Annotated in this window: 15 protein-coding genes; 6 read left to right on the top strand and 9 right to left on the bottom strand. The window is 75.1% G+C overall.

Translation table 11 applies throughout. From position 1 onward, the window contains the following. The first annotated feature begins 115 nt into the window (after positions 1–115). Complete coding sequence (locus tag ACI78T_RS08370; RefSeq protein WP_456557625.1) at positions 116–2,416, top strand: SpoIIE family protein phosphatase; 2,301 nt, start codon at positions 116–118, stop codon at positions 2,414–2,416. Between the two features lie 7 nt (positions 2,417–2,423). On the opposite strand, the gene ACI78T_RS08365 is transcribed toward ACI78T_RS08370, so the two are convergent. After that, positions 2,424–2,930, bottom strand: a complete 507-nt coding sequence (locus ACI78T_RS08365) for a flavin reductase family protein (protein ID WP_456557624.1) — start codon at positions 2,928–2,930, stop codon at positions 2,424–2,426. Beyond that, the gene (locus ACI78T_RS08360; protein WP_456557623.1) at positions 2,927–3,865 is read right to left on the bottom strand and encodes a hydroxymethylglutaryl-CoA lyase; all 939 of its coding nucleotides are present in this window, start codon (positions 3,863–3,865) and stop codon (positions 2,927–2,929) included. The genes ACI78T_RS08365 and ACI78T_RS08360 overlap by 4 nt, the downstream gene beginning before the upstream one ends. A gap of 148 nt (positions 3,866–4,013) precedes the next feature. Here ACI78T_RS08360 and ACI78T_RS08355 point away from each other — a divergent pair, with 148 nt between their 5' ends. Beyond that, entirely contained in the window at positions 4,014–4,922 is a 909-nt protein-coding gene (locus tag ACI78T_RS08355; protein WP_456557622.1) for a GGDEF domain-containing protein, read from the top strand. Positions 4,923–4,926: 4 nt separating this feature from the next. Here the strand turns inward: ACI78T_RS08355 and ACI78T_RS08350 are convergent, their stop codons facing one another. Then, positions 4,927–5,541 carry a hypothetical protein gene (locus ACI78T_RS08350; RefSeq protein ID WP_456557621.1) on the bottom strand — a complete coding sequence of 205 codons (615 nt, stop codon included), beginning with the start codon at positions 5,539–5,541 and terminating at the stop codon, positions 4,927–4,929. A gap of 192 nt (positions 5,542–5,733) precedes the next feature. Here ACI78T_RS08350 and ACI78T_RS08345 point away from each other — a divergent pair, with 192 nt between their 5' ends. Then, positions 5,734–7,686 (top strand): methyl-accepting chemotaxis protein, encoded by a 1,953-nt coding sequence (locus ACI78T_RS08345; RefSeq protein ID WP_456557620.1) that lies wholly within the window; start codon positions 5,734–5,736, stop codon positions 7,684–7,686. Positions 7,687–7,749: 63 nt separating this feature from the next. Here the strand turns inward: ACI78T_RS08345 and ACI78T_RS08340 are convergent, their stop codons facing one another. From ACI78T_RS08340 to ACI78T_RS08330, 3 genes are all read right to left on the bottom strand, one after another. After that, on the bottom strand, positions 7,750–8,829 hold the full coding sequence (locus ACI78T_RS08340; protein ID WP_456557619.1) for a M20 family metallopeptidase: 1,080 nt from the start codon (positions 8,827–8,829) through the stop codon (positions 7,750–7,752). Between the two features lies 1 nt (position 8,830). Further along, positions 8,831–10,465, bottom strand: coding sequence for a phosphoglucomutase (alpha-D-glucose-1,6-bisphosphate-dependent) (gene pgm, locus ACI78T_RS08335; RefSeq protein WP_456557618.1), 1,635 nt, complete (start codon positions 10,463–10,465; stop codon positions 8,831–8,833). A 145-nt stretch (positions 10,466–10,610) separates the two neighbouring features. Continuing rightward, on the bottom strand, positions 10,611–11,459 hold the full coding sequence (locus ACI78T_RS08330; RefSeq protein ID WP_456557617.1) for an alpha/beta fold hydrolase: 849 nt from the start codon (positions 11,457–11,459) through the stop codon (positions 10,611–10,613). A 66-nt stretch (positions 11,460–11,525) separates the two neighbouring features. Between ACI78T_RS08330 and ACI78T_RS08325 the strand changes: the two genes are divergently transcribed. After that, positions 11,526–13,238, top strand: coding sequence for a helicase (locus ACI78T_RS08325; RefSeq protein WP_456557616.1), 1,713 nt, complete (start codon positions 11,526–11,528; stop codon positions 13,236–13,238). On the opposite strand, the gene ACI78T_RS08320 is transcribed toward ACI78T_RS08325, so the two are convergent. The 3 genes from ACI78T_RS08320 to ACI78T_RS08310 all read right to left on the bottom strand — a co-directional run bounded on the left by ACI78T_RS08320 (position 13,225) and on the right by ACI78T_RS08310 (position 15,814). Beyond that, positions 13,225–13,650 (bottom strand): DUF6220 domain-containing protein, encoded by a 426-nt coding sequence (locus ACI78T_RS08320; RefSeq protein WP_456557615.1) that lies wholly within the window; start codon positions 13,648–13,650, stop codon positions 13,225–13,227. The genes ACI78T_RS08325 and ACI78T_RS08320 overlap by 14 nt on opposite strands. Positions 13,651–13,715: 65 nt before the next feature. Continuing rightward, the gene (locus ACI78T_RS08315) at positions 13,716–15,254 is read right to left on the bottom strand and encodes a flotillin family protein (RefSeq protein ID WP_456557614.1); all 1,539 of its coding nucleotides are present in this window, start codon (positions 15,252–15,254) and stop codon (positions 13,716–13,718) included. Further along, positions 15,251–15,814 carry a hypothetical protein gene (locus ACI78T_RS08310; protein WP_456557613.1) on the bottom strand — a complete coding sequence of 188 codons (564 nt, stop codon included), beginning with the start codon at positions 15,812–15,814 and terminating at the stop codon, positions 15,251–15,253. The genes ACI78T_RS08315 and ACI78T_RS08310 overlap by 4 nt, the downstream gene beginning before the upstream one ends. A gap of 132 nt (positions 15,815–15,946) precedes the next feature. Between ACI78T_RS08310 and ACI78T_RS08305 the strand changes: the two genes are divergently transcribed. Beyond that, positions 15,947–17,299 carry a DNA polymerase IV gene (locus ACI78T_RS08305; protein ID WP_456557612.1) on the top strand — a complete coding sequence of 451 codons (1,353 nt, stop codon included), beginning with the start codon at positions 15,947–15,949 and terminating at the stop codon, positions 17,297–17,299. Then, positions 17,296–18,852, top strand: coding sequence for an FAD-binding oxidoreductase (locus ACI78T_RS08300; protein WP_456557611.1), 1,557 nt, complete (start codon positions 17,296–17,298; stop codon positions 18,850–18,852). The genes ACI78T_RS08305 and ACI78T_RS08300 overlap by 4 nt, the downstream gene beginning before the upstream one ends. The last annotated feature ends 1 nt before the right edge of the window (position 18,853 follow it).

Here is an 18,853-nt window from a genome sequence, read left to right as displayed (position 1 = left end):
CGGGTCGGCCGGGACGTTCCCCGTGCGGTTCCGGGCCACACCCGTCCGGCGTACGCGCAGGTCAGCGGGGAGCAGCTGCTGGGAAGGGATAGATGGCACGCGGTTAAATGGGTGCGTGCCGTCCGAGCGCGACCGTCCCGGGTCGTCCCCCGCCTCCGACACCGGTCTGGGCCAGCAGGCGGGCATCGTCACCGCCGCGAGCGCTGCCGTGGCGGGCCAGAGCGGCCACACCGGGCAGGCCTCGCTGCCGGGCGTGCTGGCCGACGTGCCGGTCGCCGTCCTGGTCATCGACCGCCTGACCAGCTCGGTCGTCTACGCCAACACCGCCGCCGTCGAGCTCGCCGGCAACGTCCGCCTACCCGTGGACGTCGACACCTGGGGTGCCTCCGCCGGGCTCACCGACGTCTCCGGGCGGCCGCTGGCGAGCACCAGCGGCCCGCTGTCGACGGTCGCGCAGGGCCGGCCGGTGACCGGCGAGGCGGTGCGGCTGGCCCCGGGGACCAGCACCGAGCAGCGCCGGGCGGACGCCGCGGACGGCGACGGGCTGGACGACCTGCTGCTGTGGGTGACCGGCTTCCCGCTGACGCAGATCGGCAGCGAGGAGCAGCTCTCGCTGGTGGTGTTCCTGCACCTCGACCCGCCCGAGAAGGTCGAGGACCCCGACATCTACCTGCAGGCGCTGCGCGAGCGCGCGGTCATCGCCACGGACATCACCTTCACGATCACCGACCCGCGCCAGGAGGACAACCCGCTGGTCTGGGTCAACCCGTCGTTCACCCGTGTCACCGGGTACGAGGCGGAGGACGCGATCGGCCGCAACTGCCGCTTCCTCCAGGGCCCGGCCTCTGACCCGGCCGCCGTGGCCGAGATCCGGGACGGTCTCGCGGCCCGCCGGACGGTGACCACGACGCTGCTGAACTACCGCAAGGACGGGACGGCCTTCTGGAACCAGCTGTCGGTCAGCCCCGTGTTCGACGGCGCCGGCGAACTGGTGAGCTTCGTCGGCGTCCAGACCGACGTCACCGAGCGGGTGCGGGTGGAGCGCGAGCGGGAGGCCGCCTTCGCGGCCGAGCAGACCGCGCGGCAGGAGGCGGAGCTGGCGCGCGCGGTCGCCGAGCAGGCCCGCGGCGACGCCGAGCACGCGCAGGCGGAGGCGGAACGGGCGCAGGGGCGGCTGGCGCTCATGGCCGAGGCGACGAGCGCGCTCATCGCGACCCTGGACATGGCCGAGCTGCTGGACCTGCTGGCCGGCCTGTGCGTGCCGGCCCTGGCCGACTGGGGCTTCGTCACCCTCCTCGACGACCACGGCCAGATGAGCCGATGGGCCTCCCGGCACCGCGACGGGAGGGAGGACGAGCTGGCCGAGTTCGCCTCGCTGCACGTCATGCACCTCGGCTCCGGGTCGCCCAGCCTGCGCAGCATGGCCACGGCGCGCCCGGTGCTGCTCGACGAGCTCGACGACGGCACGCTGCACCGGGTGTTCACCTTCCCCGGCGCGCTCGAGGTCTTCCAGCGGCTCGGCGGGGAGCAGGTGCTGACCGTCCCGATGATCGCCCGCCGCCGCACGCTGGGGGCCATCGCCCTCGTCCGCGCGCCGGGCACCCGGCCCTTCAGCCAGGACGACGTCGACCTGGCGGCGGACCTGGGCGGCCGCGCGGCGCTCGCCATCGACAACGTGCGGCTCTACGAGCGGGAGCACGCCGTCGCCGACACGCTCCAGCGCTCGCTGCTGCCCGTGCTGGGGGAGATCCCCGGCATCGAGTCCGCCGCGCACTACGTGAGCGCGTCGCAGGCGGCCGACGTCGGCGGCGACTTCTACGACCTGCTCGCCCTGCCCGACGACTCGGTCGCCATCGTGGTGGGCGACGTGGTCGGGCACGACGTCGCGGCCGCGGCCGCCATGGGCCACCTGCGCGGTGTGCTGCGGGCCAGCATCTGGGAGGCCGACGACGCCGACCCCGAGGTGGTCCTGAGCCGGGTGGACCGGCTCGTGCAGGGCCTGCGGGTCGCGCCCATGGCGACGATGGTCTACGCCCGCGCCCTCCGGCCCGACGCGCCCGGCCGGCCGTGGCGGCTGCACGTCGCCAACGCCGGCCACCCGCCGATGCTGCTGCGCACCCCGGACGGCTCGGTTCGCGTGCTGGCGGAGGTGACCGGGATGCTCGTGGGCGTCGACGCGACGACGCAGCGCACCACCGTCTCCCTCGAGGTGCCGCCCGGCTCGACGCTGCTGGCCTACACCGACGGGCTGATCGAGCGGCCCGGCGAGGACATGGACCAGGGCATCAGCGAGCTGTGCGCGCGGATCGCCACGGCGCCGGCCGACGCCGGACCCCGCGAGCTGTGCGACGCCGCCGTCAGCGGTGCGCTCGACCACCGGGACGACGTCGCGCTGATCGCCGTCCGCTTCCGCTGAGCGGGGGTCAGCCCTCGCGCAGCAGCCCGTAGGACCCCCGGTGGAACAGCAGGGGCCGCCGGTCGGGGTGCGCCCCGAGGTCCAGGACGCGCGCGACGACGATGGTGTGGTCCCCGCCGTCGTACTCGGCCCACAGCTCCCCGTCGATCCAGGCGACGACGTCGTCGAGCACCGGGGAACCGTGCGGGCTCGGCGTCCAGGGCACGTCCGCGAACTTGTCCGGCCCGGACCGGGCGAAGTTCTGCGAGACCGCGTCCTGGCCCTCGGCCAGCACGTTGACGCAGAAGCGGCCGATCTCGCGCAGCCGCGGCCAGGTGCGCGAGGTGCGGGCCGGGGCGAAAGCGATGAGCGGCGGGTCCAGCGACAGCGAGCTGAAGGACTGGCAGGTGAAGCCGATCGGCCCCTCCGCGGTGTCGGCGGTGACGACCGTGACCCCCGAGGCGAAGTGGCCGAGGACGTCGCGCATGACCGCCGGGTCGACGATGCGGGGCGCGCCCTCCGGCGCCCCCGTCACCCGGCCACCGGGGCCGGGCGCGGGACGGAGCGGCCGCCGGCGCGGTACAGCGAGCTGGGGAGCTCGTGGCCGACGGCGTCCTCGGTGACCTTGGCGGCGGCCAGGACGGCGTCGAGGTCCAGCCCGGTGCGCACCCCCGACTCCTCGAGCATGTAGACCAGCTCCTCGGTGGCGATGTTGCCGCTGGCCCCCGGCGCGAACGGGCAGCCGCCCAGCCCGCCGACGGAGGAGTCCAGCTGGGTCACACCGGCCTGGATCGCCGCGAGCGCGTTCGCCTGGCCCGTTCCCCGGGTGTCGTGGAAGTGCACGCCGACGGGCACGCCGGGGCAGGCCCGGCGGACGGCGTCGAGCAGCTGGACGACGCGCAGCGGCGTGGTCGTGCCGATCGTGTCGCCCAGGCACAGCTGGTCGGCGCCGGCGGTGACGGCGGCGCGGGCGACGTCGACGGTGCGCGCGATCGGGGTGCGGCCGTCGAACGGGCAGTCCCAGGCGGTGGCGATGACGACCTCGAGGGAGCCACCCGCGCCGTGCGCCAGGCCGGCGATCTCCCCCACCGCGGCGACCGCCTCGGCGGTCGGGCGGCCGGCGTTGGCGCGACTGTGCCCGTCGGACGCCGACACCACGTACTCGAGGTCGGCGATCCCGGCGTCGACCGCCCGCACGGCGCCGCGGGGGTTGGCGACCAGGGCCGACCAGTGCACGTCGCCCCAGCGGGACAGCTCGGCGGCCACCTGGTCGGCGTCGGCCAGGGCGGGCACCGCCTTGGGGGAGACGAACGACGTCACCTCGATGCGGCGCACGCCGGTCGCCACCAGCGCCTCCAGCATGGCCAGCTTCGCGTCCAGCGGGAGGGGTGCCTCCAGCTGCAGACCGTCGCGCATGCCGACCTCGCGGACGTCGACCGCCGTGGGCAGCACCAGGTCGAACTCGAACACGGGGGCTCCTCGGACTGTCAGTGGTCCCCCGCATCCTGCACCTTCCTGCGGACACCCGGCCGGGTGACCCGGAACGGATCCGTGACGCCAGGTGCATCCAACGGGGTACCGGTCACGCAAGATGTGGGCAGGCGAAGGGAGGTGGGACGTGATCGAGGTGGTCGACGCGCTGCCTCCGGGCGACCGGCGCAGCGCCTTCTCCAACGCGCCGATGGGCATCGCGCTCACCACCCCGGCGGGCGTCCTCGTCGACGCCAACCCGGCCCTCTGCGCCATGCTCGGCCGCAGCGAGGAGGAGCTGCACGGCCACTCGGTGCTCGACCAGGTGCACCCCGACCTGGTGGTGGCCGCCAACGAGGCGCACGCCTCGTGGATCGCCGATCCCGTCCGCCCGATGCGCCACGAGACGCGCCTGCGGCGGGCCGACGGCTCCGACGTCCCGGTCCAGGTCACCGCCTCCTGGGTGGCCGAGGGCAGCAACGGCCTGGCCGCGCACCTGGTGATGATCGTCGAGGACATCACCGAGCGGAAGGAGCTCGAGGCGCAGCTCGTGCACCGCTCCCTCCACGACCCGCTCACCGGCCTGCCCAACCGGCTGCTGTTCCAGGACCGGCTGTGGCACGCGCTCGAGCGCGGCCGCCGGGAGAACACCCCCACCTGCGTGCTGATCACCGACCTCGACGGCTTCAAGGCGATCAACGACGAGCTGGGCCACCCCATGGGTGACCTGGTGCTGGTGACCTTCGCCGAGCGCCTGCGGTCCGTGCTGCGGGCGAGCGACACCGCGGCCCGCCTCGGCGGTGACGAGTTCAGCATCGTCTGCGAGAACACCGAGCCGGCCGACGCCGAGGTCCTCGCCGACCGGTTGCGCGCATCGGTGACCGAGCCGCTAGTGCTGAGCGGGACGACGGTCTCCGTGGGGCTGAGCATCGGCATCGGCTCGGTGGCCGGCGGCGACCACCCCGGCGACGTCTACGAGCAGGTGATCCGCGAGGCCGACGACGCGATGTACGCCGACAAGGCCCGCCGGCGCAGGCAGCAGCGCGCCGGCTCCTGACCGGTCAGCAGGCGTCGACCCAGCCCCGGACGTCGTGATGGCGGGCGAGCGCCGCCGTCAGGATGGGCAGCGGCAGAGCGATGAACACCACGAGGACCATCACGGCCCGGTCACCACCCGCGAGCGTGGCCAACCCGACCAGGAGGACCAGGACGAGCACCGCCACCGACGCCAGGGCACCGCGGAAGACGATCTCCTCGGTCCGCTGGTCCAGGAGGGCGGCCGCGCCCACCGCCAGCGTGATCGCGCACGGGATGCCGAGGAGCATGAGCAGCGTGGACGGGTCGGTCGTCCCGTCCACCACCGCGAGCAGGATGCCCACCATGACCAGGGCGGTGAGCCCCGCGGTGACGAACCCCAGCACGGCGACAGCCGTGGCGATGGTCGGCCGGGCCGGCCCGTAGGGCCACGGGAGCGGTACGGCGGGGACCGTCGGGTAGCCCGGCCCGTACGGGCCGTACCCCGGCTGCGCCCAGGTCTGGGCGTACTGCGGGTGACCGTACGGCTGGGGCGCGTAGGGGCCGGGGGGCGGCGCGTAGGCGGGCTGCCCGTACCCGGGCGGCGGCGCCTGCCCCGGCGGGTACGCCTCCCAGTCCTGCGTGCTGCCCTCTCCCGTCATGCCGCCAGTCTGGCGTGGTCCGGGCGTCGTCCGGCCGCGCCGCGAGGGCGGGTCACCCGCTCGGGGCAGGTGGCGCCGGGGCCGGATGAGAACACTGTGTGTCCTGCGGTCACACCTGTCACGGCCGCGTGGAGGTCGTCGCTCGACGGCCGATGGGGAAGGCACCGATCCCGTCGTCCCGAAGGCGCCCCCATGGCCGCACGCAGCACTTCCCTCCGCACGAAGCTGATCGTGTTCGTCCTGCTCCTGGTCATCACTCCGCTGGGTCTGCTCGGGGCGGTGGCCTACAGCAAGAGCAGCGGCGACTGGCTGTCCGCGCAGGGCGACCTGCTCCGCAGCGAGGCCGTCTCCACCATCGACAAGATCGACCGCAACCTGTTCGAGCGCTACGGCGACGTCCAGGCGTTCGCGTTCAACCCCGCGGCCCAGGAAGACGCGGCCACCGTGCAGGCGGCAGCGGACTTCTACAGCAAGAACTACGGCATCTACGACGTCCTGCTGATCGCCGACGCCGACGGCACGGTGGTCGCGACGAACACCGTCACCGGCGACGGGCAGCCGGTCGCGTCGGCATCGCTCGTCGGGACGAACGTGGCCTCGGCCGCCTGGTTCCAGGCGGCGCTCGGCCTGTCGGCCGGGCAGACGCACTACAGCGAGGCGGTCGTCGAGCCGCTGGTGACGACGGCGACCGGCCGCGAGGTGCTGTCCCTGCCCTACGCGGCCCCGGTGCTGGACGCCTCGGGCACGCCGGTCCGGGTGTGGGCGAACTTCACCTCCTGGGACCGCGTGGTGGGGCAGATCCTCGACGAGCAGGTGGCCAAGCTGCGCGACCGCGGGTCGGCCTCCGTCGAGGGCCAGGTGCTGCGCTCGGACGGCGTCGTCCTGGCGGGGCCCGGCGCGGACGGGACCGACGGGCTCGACCTCGCCGCGGCCGGCCTGCCGGCGGCGCGGGCCCTGGTCGACGGGCGTTCGGGGTCCGGGCGGGCCGACTACCCGGACGGCAGCGACCAGGTGCACGGGTACGCGGCGTCCGAGGGCGCGCTGGGATTCGCCGGCTACGGCTGGGGCGTCCTGATGCGCGAGGACGCCGACGAGGCGACGGCCCCGGCCGGTGCCCTCCTCGGCTTCATCCTCGCCGTGGCCAGCGCGGCCGCCGTCGTGGTGGGGCTGGTCGCGGCCCGCTTCGCCGGCGGAATCACCCGGCCGCTGCGGAACGCCGCCGGTGTCCTGCAGCAGGTCGCCCGGGGCGACCTGACCGAGCGGCTGCCGGTGCGGTCGGGCGACGAGGTGGGTCGGCTCTCCGCCGCGCTCAACAGCAGCCTCGACGACCTGTCCCGCGTCCTCGGCGCCACCCGCGACACCGCGACCGGGCTGGCCGCCTCGTCGGCGGAGCTGCTGGGCCTGGCCGACCGGGTGGCGACCGACGCCGACACCGCCGCGTCGTCGGCCTCCGAGGTGTCCGCCGCCGCCGGCCAGGTCTCGACGTCGGTGCAGGCGGTCGCCGCCGGCGGGGAGCAGATGGGGGCGTCGATCCGGGAGATCTCCGGCAACGCCACCGAGGCGGCCCGGGTCGCCGCGCGGGCGGTGACCGTCGCGGCGACGACGAACGACACGGTGCGCGAGCTGGGGGAGTCCTCGGCACGCATCGGGGAGGTGGTCAGGGTCATCACCTCGATCGCCGAGCAGACCAACCTCCTCGCGCTCAACGCCACCATCGAGGCGGCCCGGGCGGGCGAGGCGGGCAAGGGCTTCGCGGTCGTCGCCAACGAGGTCAAGGAGCTGGCGCAGGAGACCGCGACGGCGACCGACGAGATCGCCCGGCGCGTGGCCGCGATCCAGGCCGACTCGGCCGGCGCCGCGACGGCCATCGAGGAGATCACCGCGATCATCGGGCAGATCGACGACTACCAGACCACGATCGCCTCGGCCGTCGAGGAGCAGACGGCGACCACCGCCGAGATGAACCGCGGGGTCGGCGAGGTGGCCGCGGGCGCCGGCGGGATGACCGACCGGATCGAGGGCATCACGGCTGCCGCGCGGTCGACCAGCGGCTCCGTCGGCGAGCTGCGCGCCGCCGCCGACCGGCTCACCGGTACCGCCGAGGAGCTCAGCGGCCTCGTCGAACGGTTCCGCCTCTCGGTCTGACCCGTCGCGCGCCGGCAACGGAGGCCCGTCCCCCCGGGGGAGCGGGCCTCCTGCGCGTCCGGGTCAGGAACCGCGCCCCCAGGCGGCCGCGACCTCGCCGAAGGCGGCGGCCGCCTGCTCCAGCTCGGCGACCTCGACGTACTCGTCCCGCGCGTGCATCACCGCGGGGGTCCCCGGTCCCCAGACGACGATCGGCGCGCCACCGGCCACCGCGCCCAGCACGGAGGCGTCGGTGAAGTACGTGGCCGGGACCGGGCGCACCGGCGCGGGGAGACTCCGCACCCAGGGGTCGTCGGCGGGCGTCCGGACCGGCGGGAGGTCGACCCGCACGTCGACGGCGGCGACCTCCGGCTGGCCCCGCCACCACCCGAGCAGGTCCGCGCCGGCGCCCACGGTGCGCATGTCGACCACCGCCTCGGCGCGGTCCGGGACGACGTTCGGCACGGTGCCGCCGCTGATCACGCCGGTGTTCCAGGTCTCCGGCCCCAGGAAGTCGTCGCTGCGCAGGGGCAGCTCCGTGCCGGCACGCCCCAGCACCGCGACGAGGTCGAGGACCGCGTTGTGCCCCCGCTCGGGAGTGCTGCCGTGGGCAGCCCGCCCCGCGGTGCGCACGGCGACCCACAGGGCGCCCTTGTGGCCCAGGACCACCTCGTTGCCGGTGGCCTCCGGCACGATCACCGCCCCGATCCGCTGTTCCGACAGCGCGGCGGCGGCCGCGGCGGCGCCCTTGGAGCCGATCTCCTCGTCGCTGGTCAGCAACAGGGCGACCGGGATGTCCGGGTCCGCGGCGGCGAGCGCCGTGGCGGCCGCGACCACGCCTGCCTTCATGTCGCTGCCACCGCGGCCCCACACCCGGCCCCCGTCGAGGTCGGCGTCGAACGGGTCGCGGGCCCACTCGGTGGCGTCGGTGACCGGCACCGTGTCCACGTGGCAGGCGAGCAGCAGCACCGGTCGCGCCGGATCGGCCGGCGTGCGCAGCAGCGTCCACGGCTGGTCGGGGTCGTCGCCCCGGACCGCCTGCAGGTGCGGCGCACGCTCGCGGAGCACCTCCGCGACCATCCCCATCACCTGCCGCTGCGGAGCGGGGTTGCCAGAGGCGGTGGGCCACCGCACCAGCTCCTGGAGGAGCTCCAGCGGCTGCACGTCAGCTCCCGAGCGCGGCGGAGACCACGGCCCGGGCCTCCTCCTGCACCTGCGCCAGGTGCTCGGGGCCGCGGAAGGACTCGGCGTAGATCTTGTAGACGTCCTCGGTGCCGGACGGGCGGGCGGCGAACCAGGCGTTCTCCGTCGTCACCTTGAGGCCGCCGATCGCGGCGTCGTTGCCGGGCGCGCGGGTCAGCTTGGCGGTGATGGGCTCGCCGGCCAGCTCGGTGGCCGCGACGTCGTCCGGCGAGAGCTTCCCGAGGGCCGCCTTCTGCTCGCGGTTCGCCGGCGCGTCGATCCGGGCGTAGGCCGACTCGCCGAAGTGGTCGGTGAGCTGCTTGTGCAGCTTCGAGGGCGAGCGCCCGGTCACGGCCTGGATCTCGCTGGCCAGCAGCGCGAGCAGGATGCCGTCCTTGTCCGTCGTCCACACCCCGCCGTCCCGCCGCAGGAACGAGGCGCCGGCCGACTCCTCGCCGCCGAAGACCACGGAGCCGTCGAGCAGGCCGGGGACGAACCACTTGAAGCCGACCGGCACCTCGACCAGCGTGCGGCCGAGGTCGGCCACCACCCGGTCGATCAGCGAGCTGGACACGAGCGTCTTGCCGACGGCGGCGGACGCGGACCAGCCCGGGCGGTGGCTGAGCAGGTAGGCGATGGCGACGGCGAGGAAGTGGTTGGGGTTCATCAGGCCGCCGTCGGGCGTGACGATGCCGTGCCGGTCGGCGTCGGCGTCGTTGCCGGTGGCGATCTGGAACTGGTCGCGCTTGCCCACCAGGGAGGCCATGGCCGACGGGGACGAGCAGTCCATCCGGATCTTGCCGTCCCAGTCGAGCGTCATGAAGCGCCACGTCGGGTCGACCAGCGGGTTCACCACCGTCAGGTCGAGGCCGTGCCGCTCGGCGATGGCGGCCCAGTAGTCGACGCTGGCGCCCCCGAGCGGGTCGGCACCGATCCGCACCCCGGCGTCCCTGATCGCGTCGAGGTCGACGACGTTCGGCAGGTCGTCGAGGTAGCTGCCCAGGAAGTCGTAGGGCTGCGTGGCGGCGCGGGCCTGGTCCACCGGCACGCGGCGGACGCCGCTGAGCCCGGCCCGCAGCAGGTCGTTCGCCCGGCCGGCGATCCAGCCGGTGGCGTCGGTGTCGGCCGGGCCGCCGTGCGGCGGGTTGTACTTGAACCCGCCGTCGCGGGGCGGGTTGTGCGACGGGGTGACGACGATGCCGTCGGCCAGCCCCGACGTCCTGCCGCGGTTGGCCGTGAGGATCGCGTGGCTCACCGCCGGCGTGGGCGTGTACCGCTCCCCGGCGTCGACCAGCACGGTGACGTCGTTGGCGGCGAGCACCTCGAGCGCCGACGTCCAGGCGGGCTCGCTGAGGGCGTGGGTGTCTCGCCCGATGAACAACGGGCCGTCGTAGCCCTGCTGCGCGCGGTACTCGCAGATCGCCTGGGTGGTGGCCAGGATGTGCGCCTCGTTGAAGGCGGCGTCCAGGCTCGAGCCGCGGTGCCCCGAGGTCCCGAAGACGACCTGCTGCGCGGGCTCGGCCGGATCGGGCTCGACGGTGTAGTAGGCGCTGACGAGAGCGGGGACGTCGACCAGATCGCTGGGCTGGGCGGGCTGTCCGGCGCGCGGGGAGGTCATGCGCTGATCTTGACGCGTCGGCCGGCGACGCGCTCGATCGGGACGCCGACTGCACCCCACCACCTCGACCACGCGGTAGCTCCGCCGAGCACGCGGTCGACCGCGGGGCCGACGATCGCACCGCGCGGTCGACCCGGCGCCCACATCAGGCTTCGACGCGCTCCAGGAACCGCCTCAGCGTCTCCAGGAAGACCTCCGGCTGCTCGGAGTGGACCCAGTGGCCGGCGTTCTTGATCCGCACCAGCCGGGTGGCCGGGAAGAGCGCGTCCATGTGCGGGCGGTCCTCGTCGAGCACGTAGGTGGAGTTCGCGCCGGCGATCCACAGGACCGGCCCGTCGAAGCCGGCGCCGGGCGACGGCTCGGGGAACCCGCGCAGCTCGCCGAGGTCGCGGCCGAGCAGGTCGAGGTTCAGCCGCCAGCGCCACCCGTCGTCGCCGGTGCCCTCCCGGACGAGGCTCTGGAGCAGGAAGCTGCGCACCATCCGGCTGGGGACGGCGGTCTGCAGCGCGGCGTCGGCGTCGGCGCGCGAGGCCAGCGACCCCAGGTCCATCGCCTGCATCGCCTCGATGAAGGCCGCGAAGGGCGACGCCTCCTCGTCCGGGTCGTCGGTCCGCCCGCCCTGCAGCGGGTACTCGACCGGGGCGATGTCGACGACCACCAGCGCCCGGAGCAGCTCGGGCCGGCGCAGGGCGAGGGTCATCGCCACCTTGCCGCCCATCGAGTGCCCGACGAGGGTGACCGGCTCCCCGAGGCCCTCCAGCTCCGCGGCCAGCAGCGCGGCCATGTCCTCGTAGTCGACCCGGTCGGTCCACGGCGAGTGACCGTGGTTCGGCAGGTCGACCAGGGTCACGCGGTGCCCGTCGGCGAGGCCCTTCGCGATCGTCGTCCAGTTCTTGCCCTGGCCGAACAGCCCGTGCACGAAGACGACGTGCGGCCCGGACTCCCCGACGGTGCGCGTGGCGAGGCGCTCGTCGCCGTCCGGATCCTCGCTCACCCGGCGATTCCACCACGTCGGTGTCGGTGCGCCCGCCTACCGTGCCCCGGGACGAGGGGGAGAACCATGCCCGGACGACGGCGGCGCACCAGCACGCCCGCCCGCAGGACGACCGCGAAGCGCACCACCACGCCGGCCCGGTCGAAGAAGCCCGCACCCGAGACGCCGGTGGCCGGGCCGGGGGAGCGGGTGTGGGTGCTGGCCGTGCCGTTCCGCGCCCCGGCGCCCGGCGCCGTCTGGCACCCCGGCCTCCAGGCACACGTCTGGGTCGGGCGGGAGCTGCCCCCGGAGCTGGCGCCCTACGACCCGCCGCCGTACACCTTCGAGCGCTTCCTCGAGGACGAGCTGAACGAGAAGCCGCGGCCGATCGCCCTCGCCCGGCCGATGACGCCGCGCGACCAGCAGTGCGACGGCGCCGACGTCGTCGCCGCGCACGCCGCGGCCGGGGGCCGGGTGTTCCTGCTCGGCGACGACCCCGGCGTCGGCAAGACGGGGACGGCGATCCTCGCGGTCAAGGCGGTCGCCGAGCAGCGCGACGTGCGGACCGTCCTGGTCGTCGCCGACCGGCCGGCGGCCATCACGATCCCGCACTGGACGCGGTCCATCGCCGGGTTCGGCGACGGCGGCATCCGGTGGTGCGTGACGACGTGGGACCGGCTGGCGAAGGTGTCGAAGCTCCGGTTCGACGTCGTGATCGCCGACGAGGCGCACATGGTGCGGCACACGACGACGCAGCGGTGGAAGCACTGGAAGGCGGTGTCCGGCGCCGGCCGGGCGAAGGACGCCCCGTACGTGCTGGCCACGACGGCGACGCCGGCGCACACCCCGCTGGAGCTCCCCTACCTGGCGCCGGAGTTCGCCGCCCGCCAGGGCGAGGGCATCCGGGAGTGGGCCGACCTGCCGAAGCGGCTGGAGGCACACGGGTTCCACGTGGAACGTGGCCGCTACGGCTGGCAGTGGACCGAGGACGCCGACGAACGGCGCACCGACCTCGCGCGGCTGCAGTCCTGGCTGACCGACGCCGATCCGCCGGCCACGCTGCACCGGCCCGCGCCCTGGGGCCCGGTCTCGGTGACCGGCACGCCGGTCGCGCTCACGCCCGCGGAGCGGGCCGCCTACGAGTCCGAGTGGTCGGAGTTCCGGGCGGAGATGCAGCTGGCCCGGCGGGCCCGGCAGAGCGCGCGCGGCCGCGCGGCGCTGCTCCGGTTCCGCCAGAAGGCCGGGCTGCTCCGCGTGCAGGCCACCGTCGACTGGATCCGGGCGCAGGTCGAGGCGGAGCGGCAGGTGGCGGTGTCGGTGGAGTTCGTCGAGACGGCGGCCGACCCGATCCGCGACGCGCTGCTGGACGCCGGCATCCCGGTGGCCGGCATCTACGGCCGTGACCGCTTCGACGTCGAGGCCGAGCGGCTGCGCTTCCAGCGTGGCGAGGCGGCGGTGTGCGTCTTCACCGTGACGGCGTCCATCTCCCTGCACGCCGGCGAGACGCTCCCCGACGGCCGCCCTGCGTCCGACACCCCGCGGGTGGGGCTGTTCCACCAGCCGCGGTTCTCCGGCATCCAGGCCCGGCAGGTCACCGGCCGCACGCACCGCGACGGCAAGGTGTCGCCGTGGCGGATCGCGTTCGCCGAGGACACCGTCGAGGAGCAGGTCGCCCGGGTGATGGTGGAGCGGCTGGCGGTCAGCGGCTCGGCGGCCGGAGCCGACACGTCCTCCCTGCAGGAGATCGCCGAGCTGCTCGACGCCGACTGGCTGCCGACGACCGCGCTCACCGAGGAGTGACCGACGGCCTCCCGGACGTCCACAGCAGCCAGGCGGGGATGCCGACGATCGCCAGCCCGCTGAGCGCGTGCAGCCCGCCGAGCCAGGCGTCGTCGAACCCGAGCTCGGCGAGCAGGTGCTGCACCACGCCGGCCAGCACCAGCACGACGGCGGTCGCCGCGATGTGCCGGATCCCCGCCCGCGCGACGATCGCCAGCACGAACAGCACGAACGCCGCGGCGGCGATCACGATGCTGAAGAACCGGTGCGGTTCGAAGCCCGGGTCACCGCGGGAGGAGAAGACCCCGAGGCCGGCCAGGAAGATCTGCACGGCACCGAGCACGACGAACGCCGCCAGCGCCCAGCGGTAGGCCTGGAACGCCCCCGCGCGAGTCCCCGTCCCCGCTGCCCGCTCCGTCGTCCGCTCCGCCATGGCCCTCGCCTCCGCCCGAGACGGTGGACCGGGCGACCGGTCAGGTCAAGGAGCGCCGGCGCGGCTCAGGCGGGAGCGGCGCCGTTCCCGCCCGGGCCGTCGCCCGAGATGGGCACCCGCGTGACGCCGTCGACGGTGCTCCCCGTGCTGCCGCTGAGGCGGCGCAGGAGCGCGGCGACGTCGATGCCGGTGAGGTCGCCGGAGAGCTGGAGCCCCTGGGCCACGTTGGCGGCGACGGACTTGCCGATCGCGCCCGGGCCGTCGGAGGAGATGACCGTCATCTTGTCCACCGACGACAGCGGGGCGGCGGCCGCGCCCACCACCTCGGGCAGCACCTTGACCAGCATCTCGAGGATCGCGGCCTCGCCGTACTTCGCGAAGGCGTCCGACCGGGCGTCCAGCGCCTCGGCCTCGGCCTGACCGCGGGCGAGGATCGCGGCCGCCTCTGCGGCACCCTCCCGCTCGACGGCGTCGGCGACCGCCTGGCGGCGCAGCTTCTCCGCCTCACCGCGCTTGGCGCCCTCGATCGCCTCGGCCTCGGCGAGCGCCGAGCGGCGGGCCCGCTCGCCCTCACCGGACAGCTTGGCCTGCTCGGCGGCGGCCTGGGCGGCGGCGATGGTGGCCTGCCGCTGCGCCTCCGCGGTCAGGATCGCCGCGTTCTTGCGGGCCTCCGCCTCCTGCTCGGTCTTGTACCGCTGGGCGTCGGCCGGCCGGCGGACCTGGGTGTCGAGCTGCCGCTCGGTCAGGGCCGCGGTCCGCTCGGCCACCTTCTCCTGCTCGGTGAGGATCGCCTGGTCCTGGGCGGCCTGCGCGAGCGGGCCGGCCGCGGCGGCGCGGGCCTTGGCTGCGTCGGTCTCCGCGGTGATCTCGGCCTGGCGGAGAGCGAGCTGGCGCTGGGCGACGGCGATGGCCTCGTCGGCGAGCAGCTGCTCCTGCTGCGCGGCCTGGCGGGCCCGCGCCTCGGCGATGCTGGCCTCCTTGAGCACCCGCGCGGCCTCCGGGCGGCCCAGGTCGGCCAGGTAGGAGCCCTCGGCCTGGATGTCCTGCAGCTGGAACGTGTCGAGCACCAGGCCCTGACCGGTGAGCGAGGACTCGGCCTCCTCGGCGACCGCCGAGGCGAAGGCGGCGCGGTCGCGGATGATCTCCTCGATGGTCAGCCGGCCGACGATCGAGCGGAGCGCACCGGCGAGCACCTCCGAGGTGAAGGTGTCGATCCCCTCCTGCTGGTTGAGGAAGCGCTGGGCGGCGGCGCGGATCGAGCTCTCGGTGCCGCCGACCTTCACGATCGCGACGCCCTCGAGGTCGCACTTCACGCCCTGCTTGGAGACCGCGCCGCGGATGCCAACCGGGATCCGGCGGCTGGAGAGGTCCATCGTGTGCAGCTTCTGCACGACGGGGAGCACGAAGACGCTCGCGCCCATGACGACCTTCTGGCCGGAGCTGTCCCGGGACACCACACCGGAGGCGTCGGTGATCGGGCGCCCCTGGCGGCCGGTCACGAGGAAGGCCTGGTTCGGGCCGGCGACCTTGATCCGCGAGAGGACCAGCAGGACCAGCAGGATGACCAGGACGGCGATGCCGCCGATGGCGTAGAGCAGCGTCATGGAGTGCCTCCGGGCTCGGGCATGGGGTGGGGCGGGAGTTCGGCGGCGGTCGAGACGACGTGCACCGCGGTGTCGCTGAGCGCCTCGACGACGTAGACGGGGGTGCCGGCGGGCAGCGGCAGGTCGCTGCGGGCGGCGAACTTGAGGTGCTGGCCGGCCACTGCCAGCCGGACCTCGCCGAACCCGGCGCTCGGCACGGCCGAGACGACGACGCCCTGCCTGCCGGCCAGGTCGTCACGGGTCAGCGTCGCCGCGGTCGGCATGTCCCTGAGCGCGCGGGTGAGGCGGATCGCGCCCCACGCCAGCGGGACGGCGACGACGAGCCCGGCGCCCAGCGCCAGCAGGGCCGCCGCCGCGTCGGGCAGGGCGTCGGGGAGGAGGCTCACGGCGGCCGCGCCACCGAACCCGATCCCGCCCAGGAGCGCGGCGATCGCCGGCACCGAGAACGGGCCGTCGGCGTCGACGTCGCCCAGCCCCAGCTCGCCGATCTCGCCGACGAACAGGGAGATCAGGAGCACGAGCAGGCCGAGCGCGCCGACGACGAGGAAGACCGTTGCCACTCCGCGCGTCCTCCCCGTCGATCTTGGTGGCGGCAGCCTCCCAGTTCCGGCACGACCGCGGCAAGGAAATCCACAGTCGGGTGAACCGGGGCCGCGGCGCGCCCGGTCGGTGGCACGGGCGATCATCGGTGCATGCGGCGGGAGGCGAGCGTGCTGCACCTCGACCTCGACGCCTTCTTCGCCGCGGTCGAGCAGCGGGACAAGCCCTCCCTGCGCGGCCGCCCGGTGGTCGTCGGCGGCGTGGGGGGCCGCGGCGTCGTCGCCACCGCCTCCTACGAGGCGCGCGCCTACGGCGCCCGCTCGGCCATGTCGACGGCCGAGGCGCGGCGGCGCTGCCCGGCCGGTACGGCGTTCCTCGGCGGGCGGTTCGCCGCCTACCGGCAGACCTCCGACGTCGTCATGGCCCTGCTGCGCGAGCTGTCCCCGCTGGTCGAGCCGGCCTCGCTGGACGAGGCCTACGTCGACCTGGCCGCCGGGGAGGGGCACGACCTGTCCGTCAAGGGCGTGACGGAGATCGGCCGGCGGCTCAAGGAGCGGATCGCCGCGGCGACCGGGGGAGTGACCGGGTCGGTCGGCATCGGCACGTCGAAGCTCATGGCGAAGATCGGGTCCGACCTGCAGAAGCCCGACGGTCTGGTCGTCGTCCCGCCCGGCCGGGAGCTCGACGTCCTGCACCCGCTGCCGGTCACCCGGCTGGGCGGGGTCGGGCCGGCGACGGCGGAGCGGCTGCACCAGGTGGGCGTCAAGACGGTCGGCGACCTGGCCGCGAAGTCGCTGGCCGACCTCGTCGCGCTGGCCGGCCGCGCGCACGGGTCGAGCCTGTACGCGCTCGCGCGGGCGGAGGACGACCGGCCCGTCGTCGCCGACCGGGAGGCGAAGTCGGTCTCGCACGAGGAGACGTTCGAGCGCGACCTCACCGACCTCGACGTCCTGGGGCGGGAGATCGACTCGATGGCCGCGCGGGTGGGGGAGCGGCTGCGGAAGTCGTCGGTGTCCGGGCGGACGGTGACGCTGAAGCTGCGCCGCTACGACTTCACCACCCTCACCCGCTCGCAGACCCTGCCGCAGCCGACCGACGACGTGCGGACCATCGCGACGACGGCGCGACGGCTGTTGACCGAGGCCGGGACGCAGGGCGGCCTGCGGCTGCTCGGCGTCGGCGTCTCCGGGCTGTCGGTGTACGCGCAGGGCGACCTGTTCGCCGACGAGGACCCCGCCGACGCCCCCGACGTCCTCGCCGCCGACACGGCGGACCCCGAGCCGGCCGCCGACCGACCGCCCGAACCCGCGGAGACGCGCTGGTGGCCGGGGCAGGACGTGCGCCACGAGGAGCTCGGGGCCGGCTGGGTGTGGGGGCGCGGGCTCGGCCGCGTCACCGTCCGCTTCGAGGGCCCGCGGACCGCGCCGGGCCGCGTGCGCACACTGGCCGCCGACGACCCGCTGCTGCACGTCGCCGACCCGCCCGACTGGAGGACGCCCGAGTGACCGAACGCTCCTGGTGGGGGTGGGGGACGACCGACCGCGCCCTGCCGGACGACGAGTGCGTCTCGCTCGCAGCGATGATCCCGGGACTGCCCGACCACCCGCGGCCCGTTCCCCGGCTCGCCGACCTGGAGCTGCCGGCGCCGCGCGTCGACCCGCCGGCCACGCTCCCCGTCACCACGGAGCCGGCGGACCGGGCGGCGCACACGTACGGCAAGGCCTACCGGGACGTCGTCCGCGCCCTGTCGGGCGACCTGCGCGGCGCCCCCGACGCCGTGGCGCACCCGGCGACCGAGGACGACGTGGTGCGGCTGCTCGACTGGGCCTCGTCCAGCGGCACCGTCGTCGTCCCGTTCGGCGGCGGCAGCTCGGTCGTCGGCGGGGTCGAGTACCGGGGCGATCGGCCCTGGCTGTCGGTGGATCTGACCCGGCTGGACCGCGTCCTGGAGGTCGACCCGGTGAGCCGCGCCGCCCGGATCCAGGGCGGCGCGCTCGGGCCGGTGCTCGAGGAGCAGCTGCGCCCCCACGGGCTGACGGTGCGGCACTTCCCGCAGAGCTTCGAGTTCTCCACCCTCGGCGGGTGGCTGGCCACCCGGGCCGGCGGGCACTTCGCGACGCTGCACACGCACATCGACGACCTGGTCGAGTCGATGCGGGTGGTCACGCCGGTCGGCGTCAGCGAGTCCTGGCGGCTGCCGGGGTCCGGGGCGGGTCCGTCGCCGGACCGGATGTTCCTCGGGTCGGAGGGGACGCTCGGCGTCATCACCGAGGCCTGGATGCGGCTGCAGGACCGTCCCCGGTTCAAGGCGTCCGCCTCGGTGACCTTCGCGGGCATGAGCGCCGCCACGGGCGCGGTCCGCGCGATCGCGCAGTCGGGTCTGCACCCGGCGAACTGCCGCCTGCTCGACCCGGGCGAGGCCGCGCTGTCCGGGGCGTCGTCCGGCGCCCCGGTGCTGGTCCTCGGCGTCGAGTCGGCGGTGCACCCGGTCGAGAGCCGGCTGGCAGAGCTGACGTCCCTGGCCCGGGACTGCGGGGGCACGGTCGCGGAGGGCGGCTCCGGCGGGGGCGATGCGGCTGCCGACGCCTGGCGCTCGGCGTTCCTCCGGATGCCCTACGTCCGCGACGGCATGGCCCGCATGAGCGCGATCGTCGAGACCTTCGAGACGGCGTGCACCTGGGACCGGGTCGACGAGCTGTACGCCGCGGTGCGGGCCGAGGTCGGCGCCGCCGTGCGCCAGGTGACCGGCGCCGACGGGCTGGTCAACTGCCGGTTCACGCACGTGTACCCCGACGGCCCGGCGCCGTACTTCACGGTGATCGCCGCCGGCCGGCCCGGTTCGGAGGTCGCCATGTGGGACGACGTGAAGACGGCGGCGAGCGAGGTGCTCGGCCGGCTCGGCGCGACGATCACCCATCACCATGCGGTCGGCCGCGACCACCGCCCCGGCTACGACCGGCAGCGGCCCGAACCCTTCGCCGTCGCGCTGCGCGCGGCCAAGGCGTCGCTGGACCCGGCAGGAGTCCTCAACCCCGGGGTGCTCGTGGGCCCGGTGTAGA

The sequence above is a fragment of the Blastococcus sp. SYSU D00922 genome (assembly GCF_054050495.1).
Note: the sequence above shows the minus strand (reverse complement) of the source record. Positions and strands in the feature narration are given on the sequence as shown.

What these genes read in the sequence shown, in the direction of transcription:
- ACI78T_RS08320 (WP_456557615.1), bottom strand. Translation starts at nt 13,650, where the DNA reads ATGGCGGAGCGGACGACGGAGCGGGCAGCGGGGACGGGGACTCGCGCG.
- pgm (WP_456557618.1), bottom strand. Translation starts at nt 10,465, where the DNA reads ATGACCTCCCCGCGCGCCGGACAGCCCGCCCAGCCCAGCGATCTGGTC.
- ACI78T_RS08350 (WP_456557621.1), bottom strand. Translation starts at nt 5,541, where the DNA reads ATGACGGGAGAGGGCAGCACGCAGGACTGGGAGGCGTACCCGCCGGGG.
- ACI78T_RS08325 (WP_456557616.1), top strand. Translation starts at nt 11,526, where the DNA reads ATGCCCGGACGACGGCGGCGCACCAGCACGCCCGCCCGCAGGACGACC.
- ACI78T_RS08315 (WP_456557614.1), bottom strand. Translation starts at nt 15,254, where the DNA reads ATGACGCTGCTCTACGCCATCGGCGGCATCGCCGTCCTGGTCATCCTG.
- ACI78T_RS08305 (WP_456557612.1), top strand. Translation starts at nt 15,947, where the DNA reads ATGCGGCGGGAGGCGAGCGTGCTGCACCTCGACCTCGACGCCTTCTTC.
- ACI78T_RS08345 (WP_456557620.1), top strand. Translation starts at nt 5,734, where the DNA reads ATGGCCGCACGCAGCACTTCCCTCCGCACGAAGCTGATCGTGTTCGTC.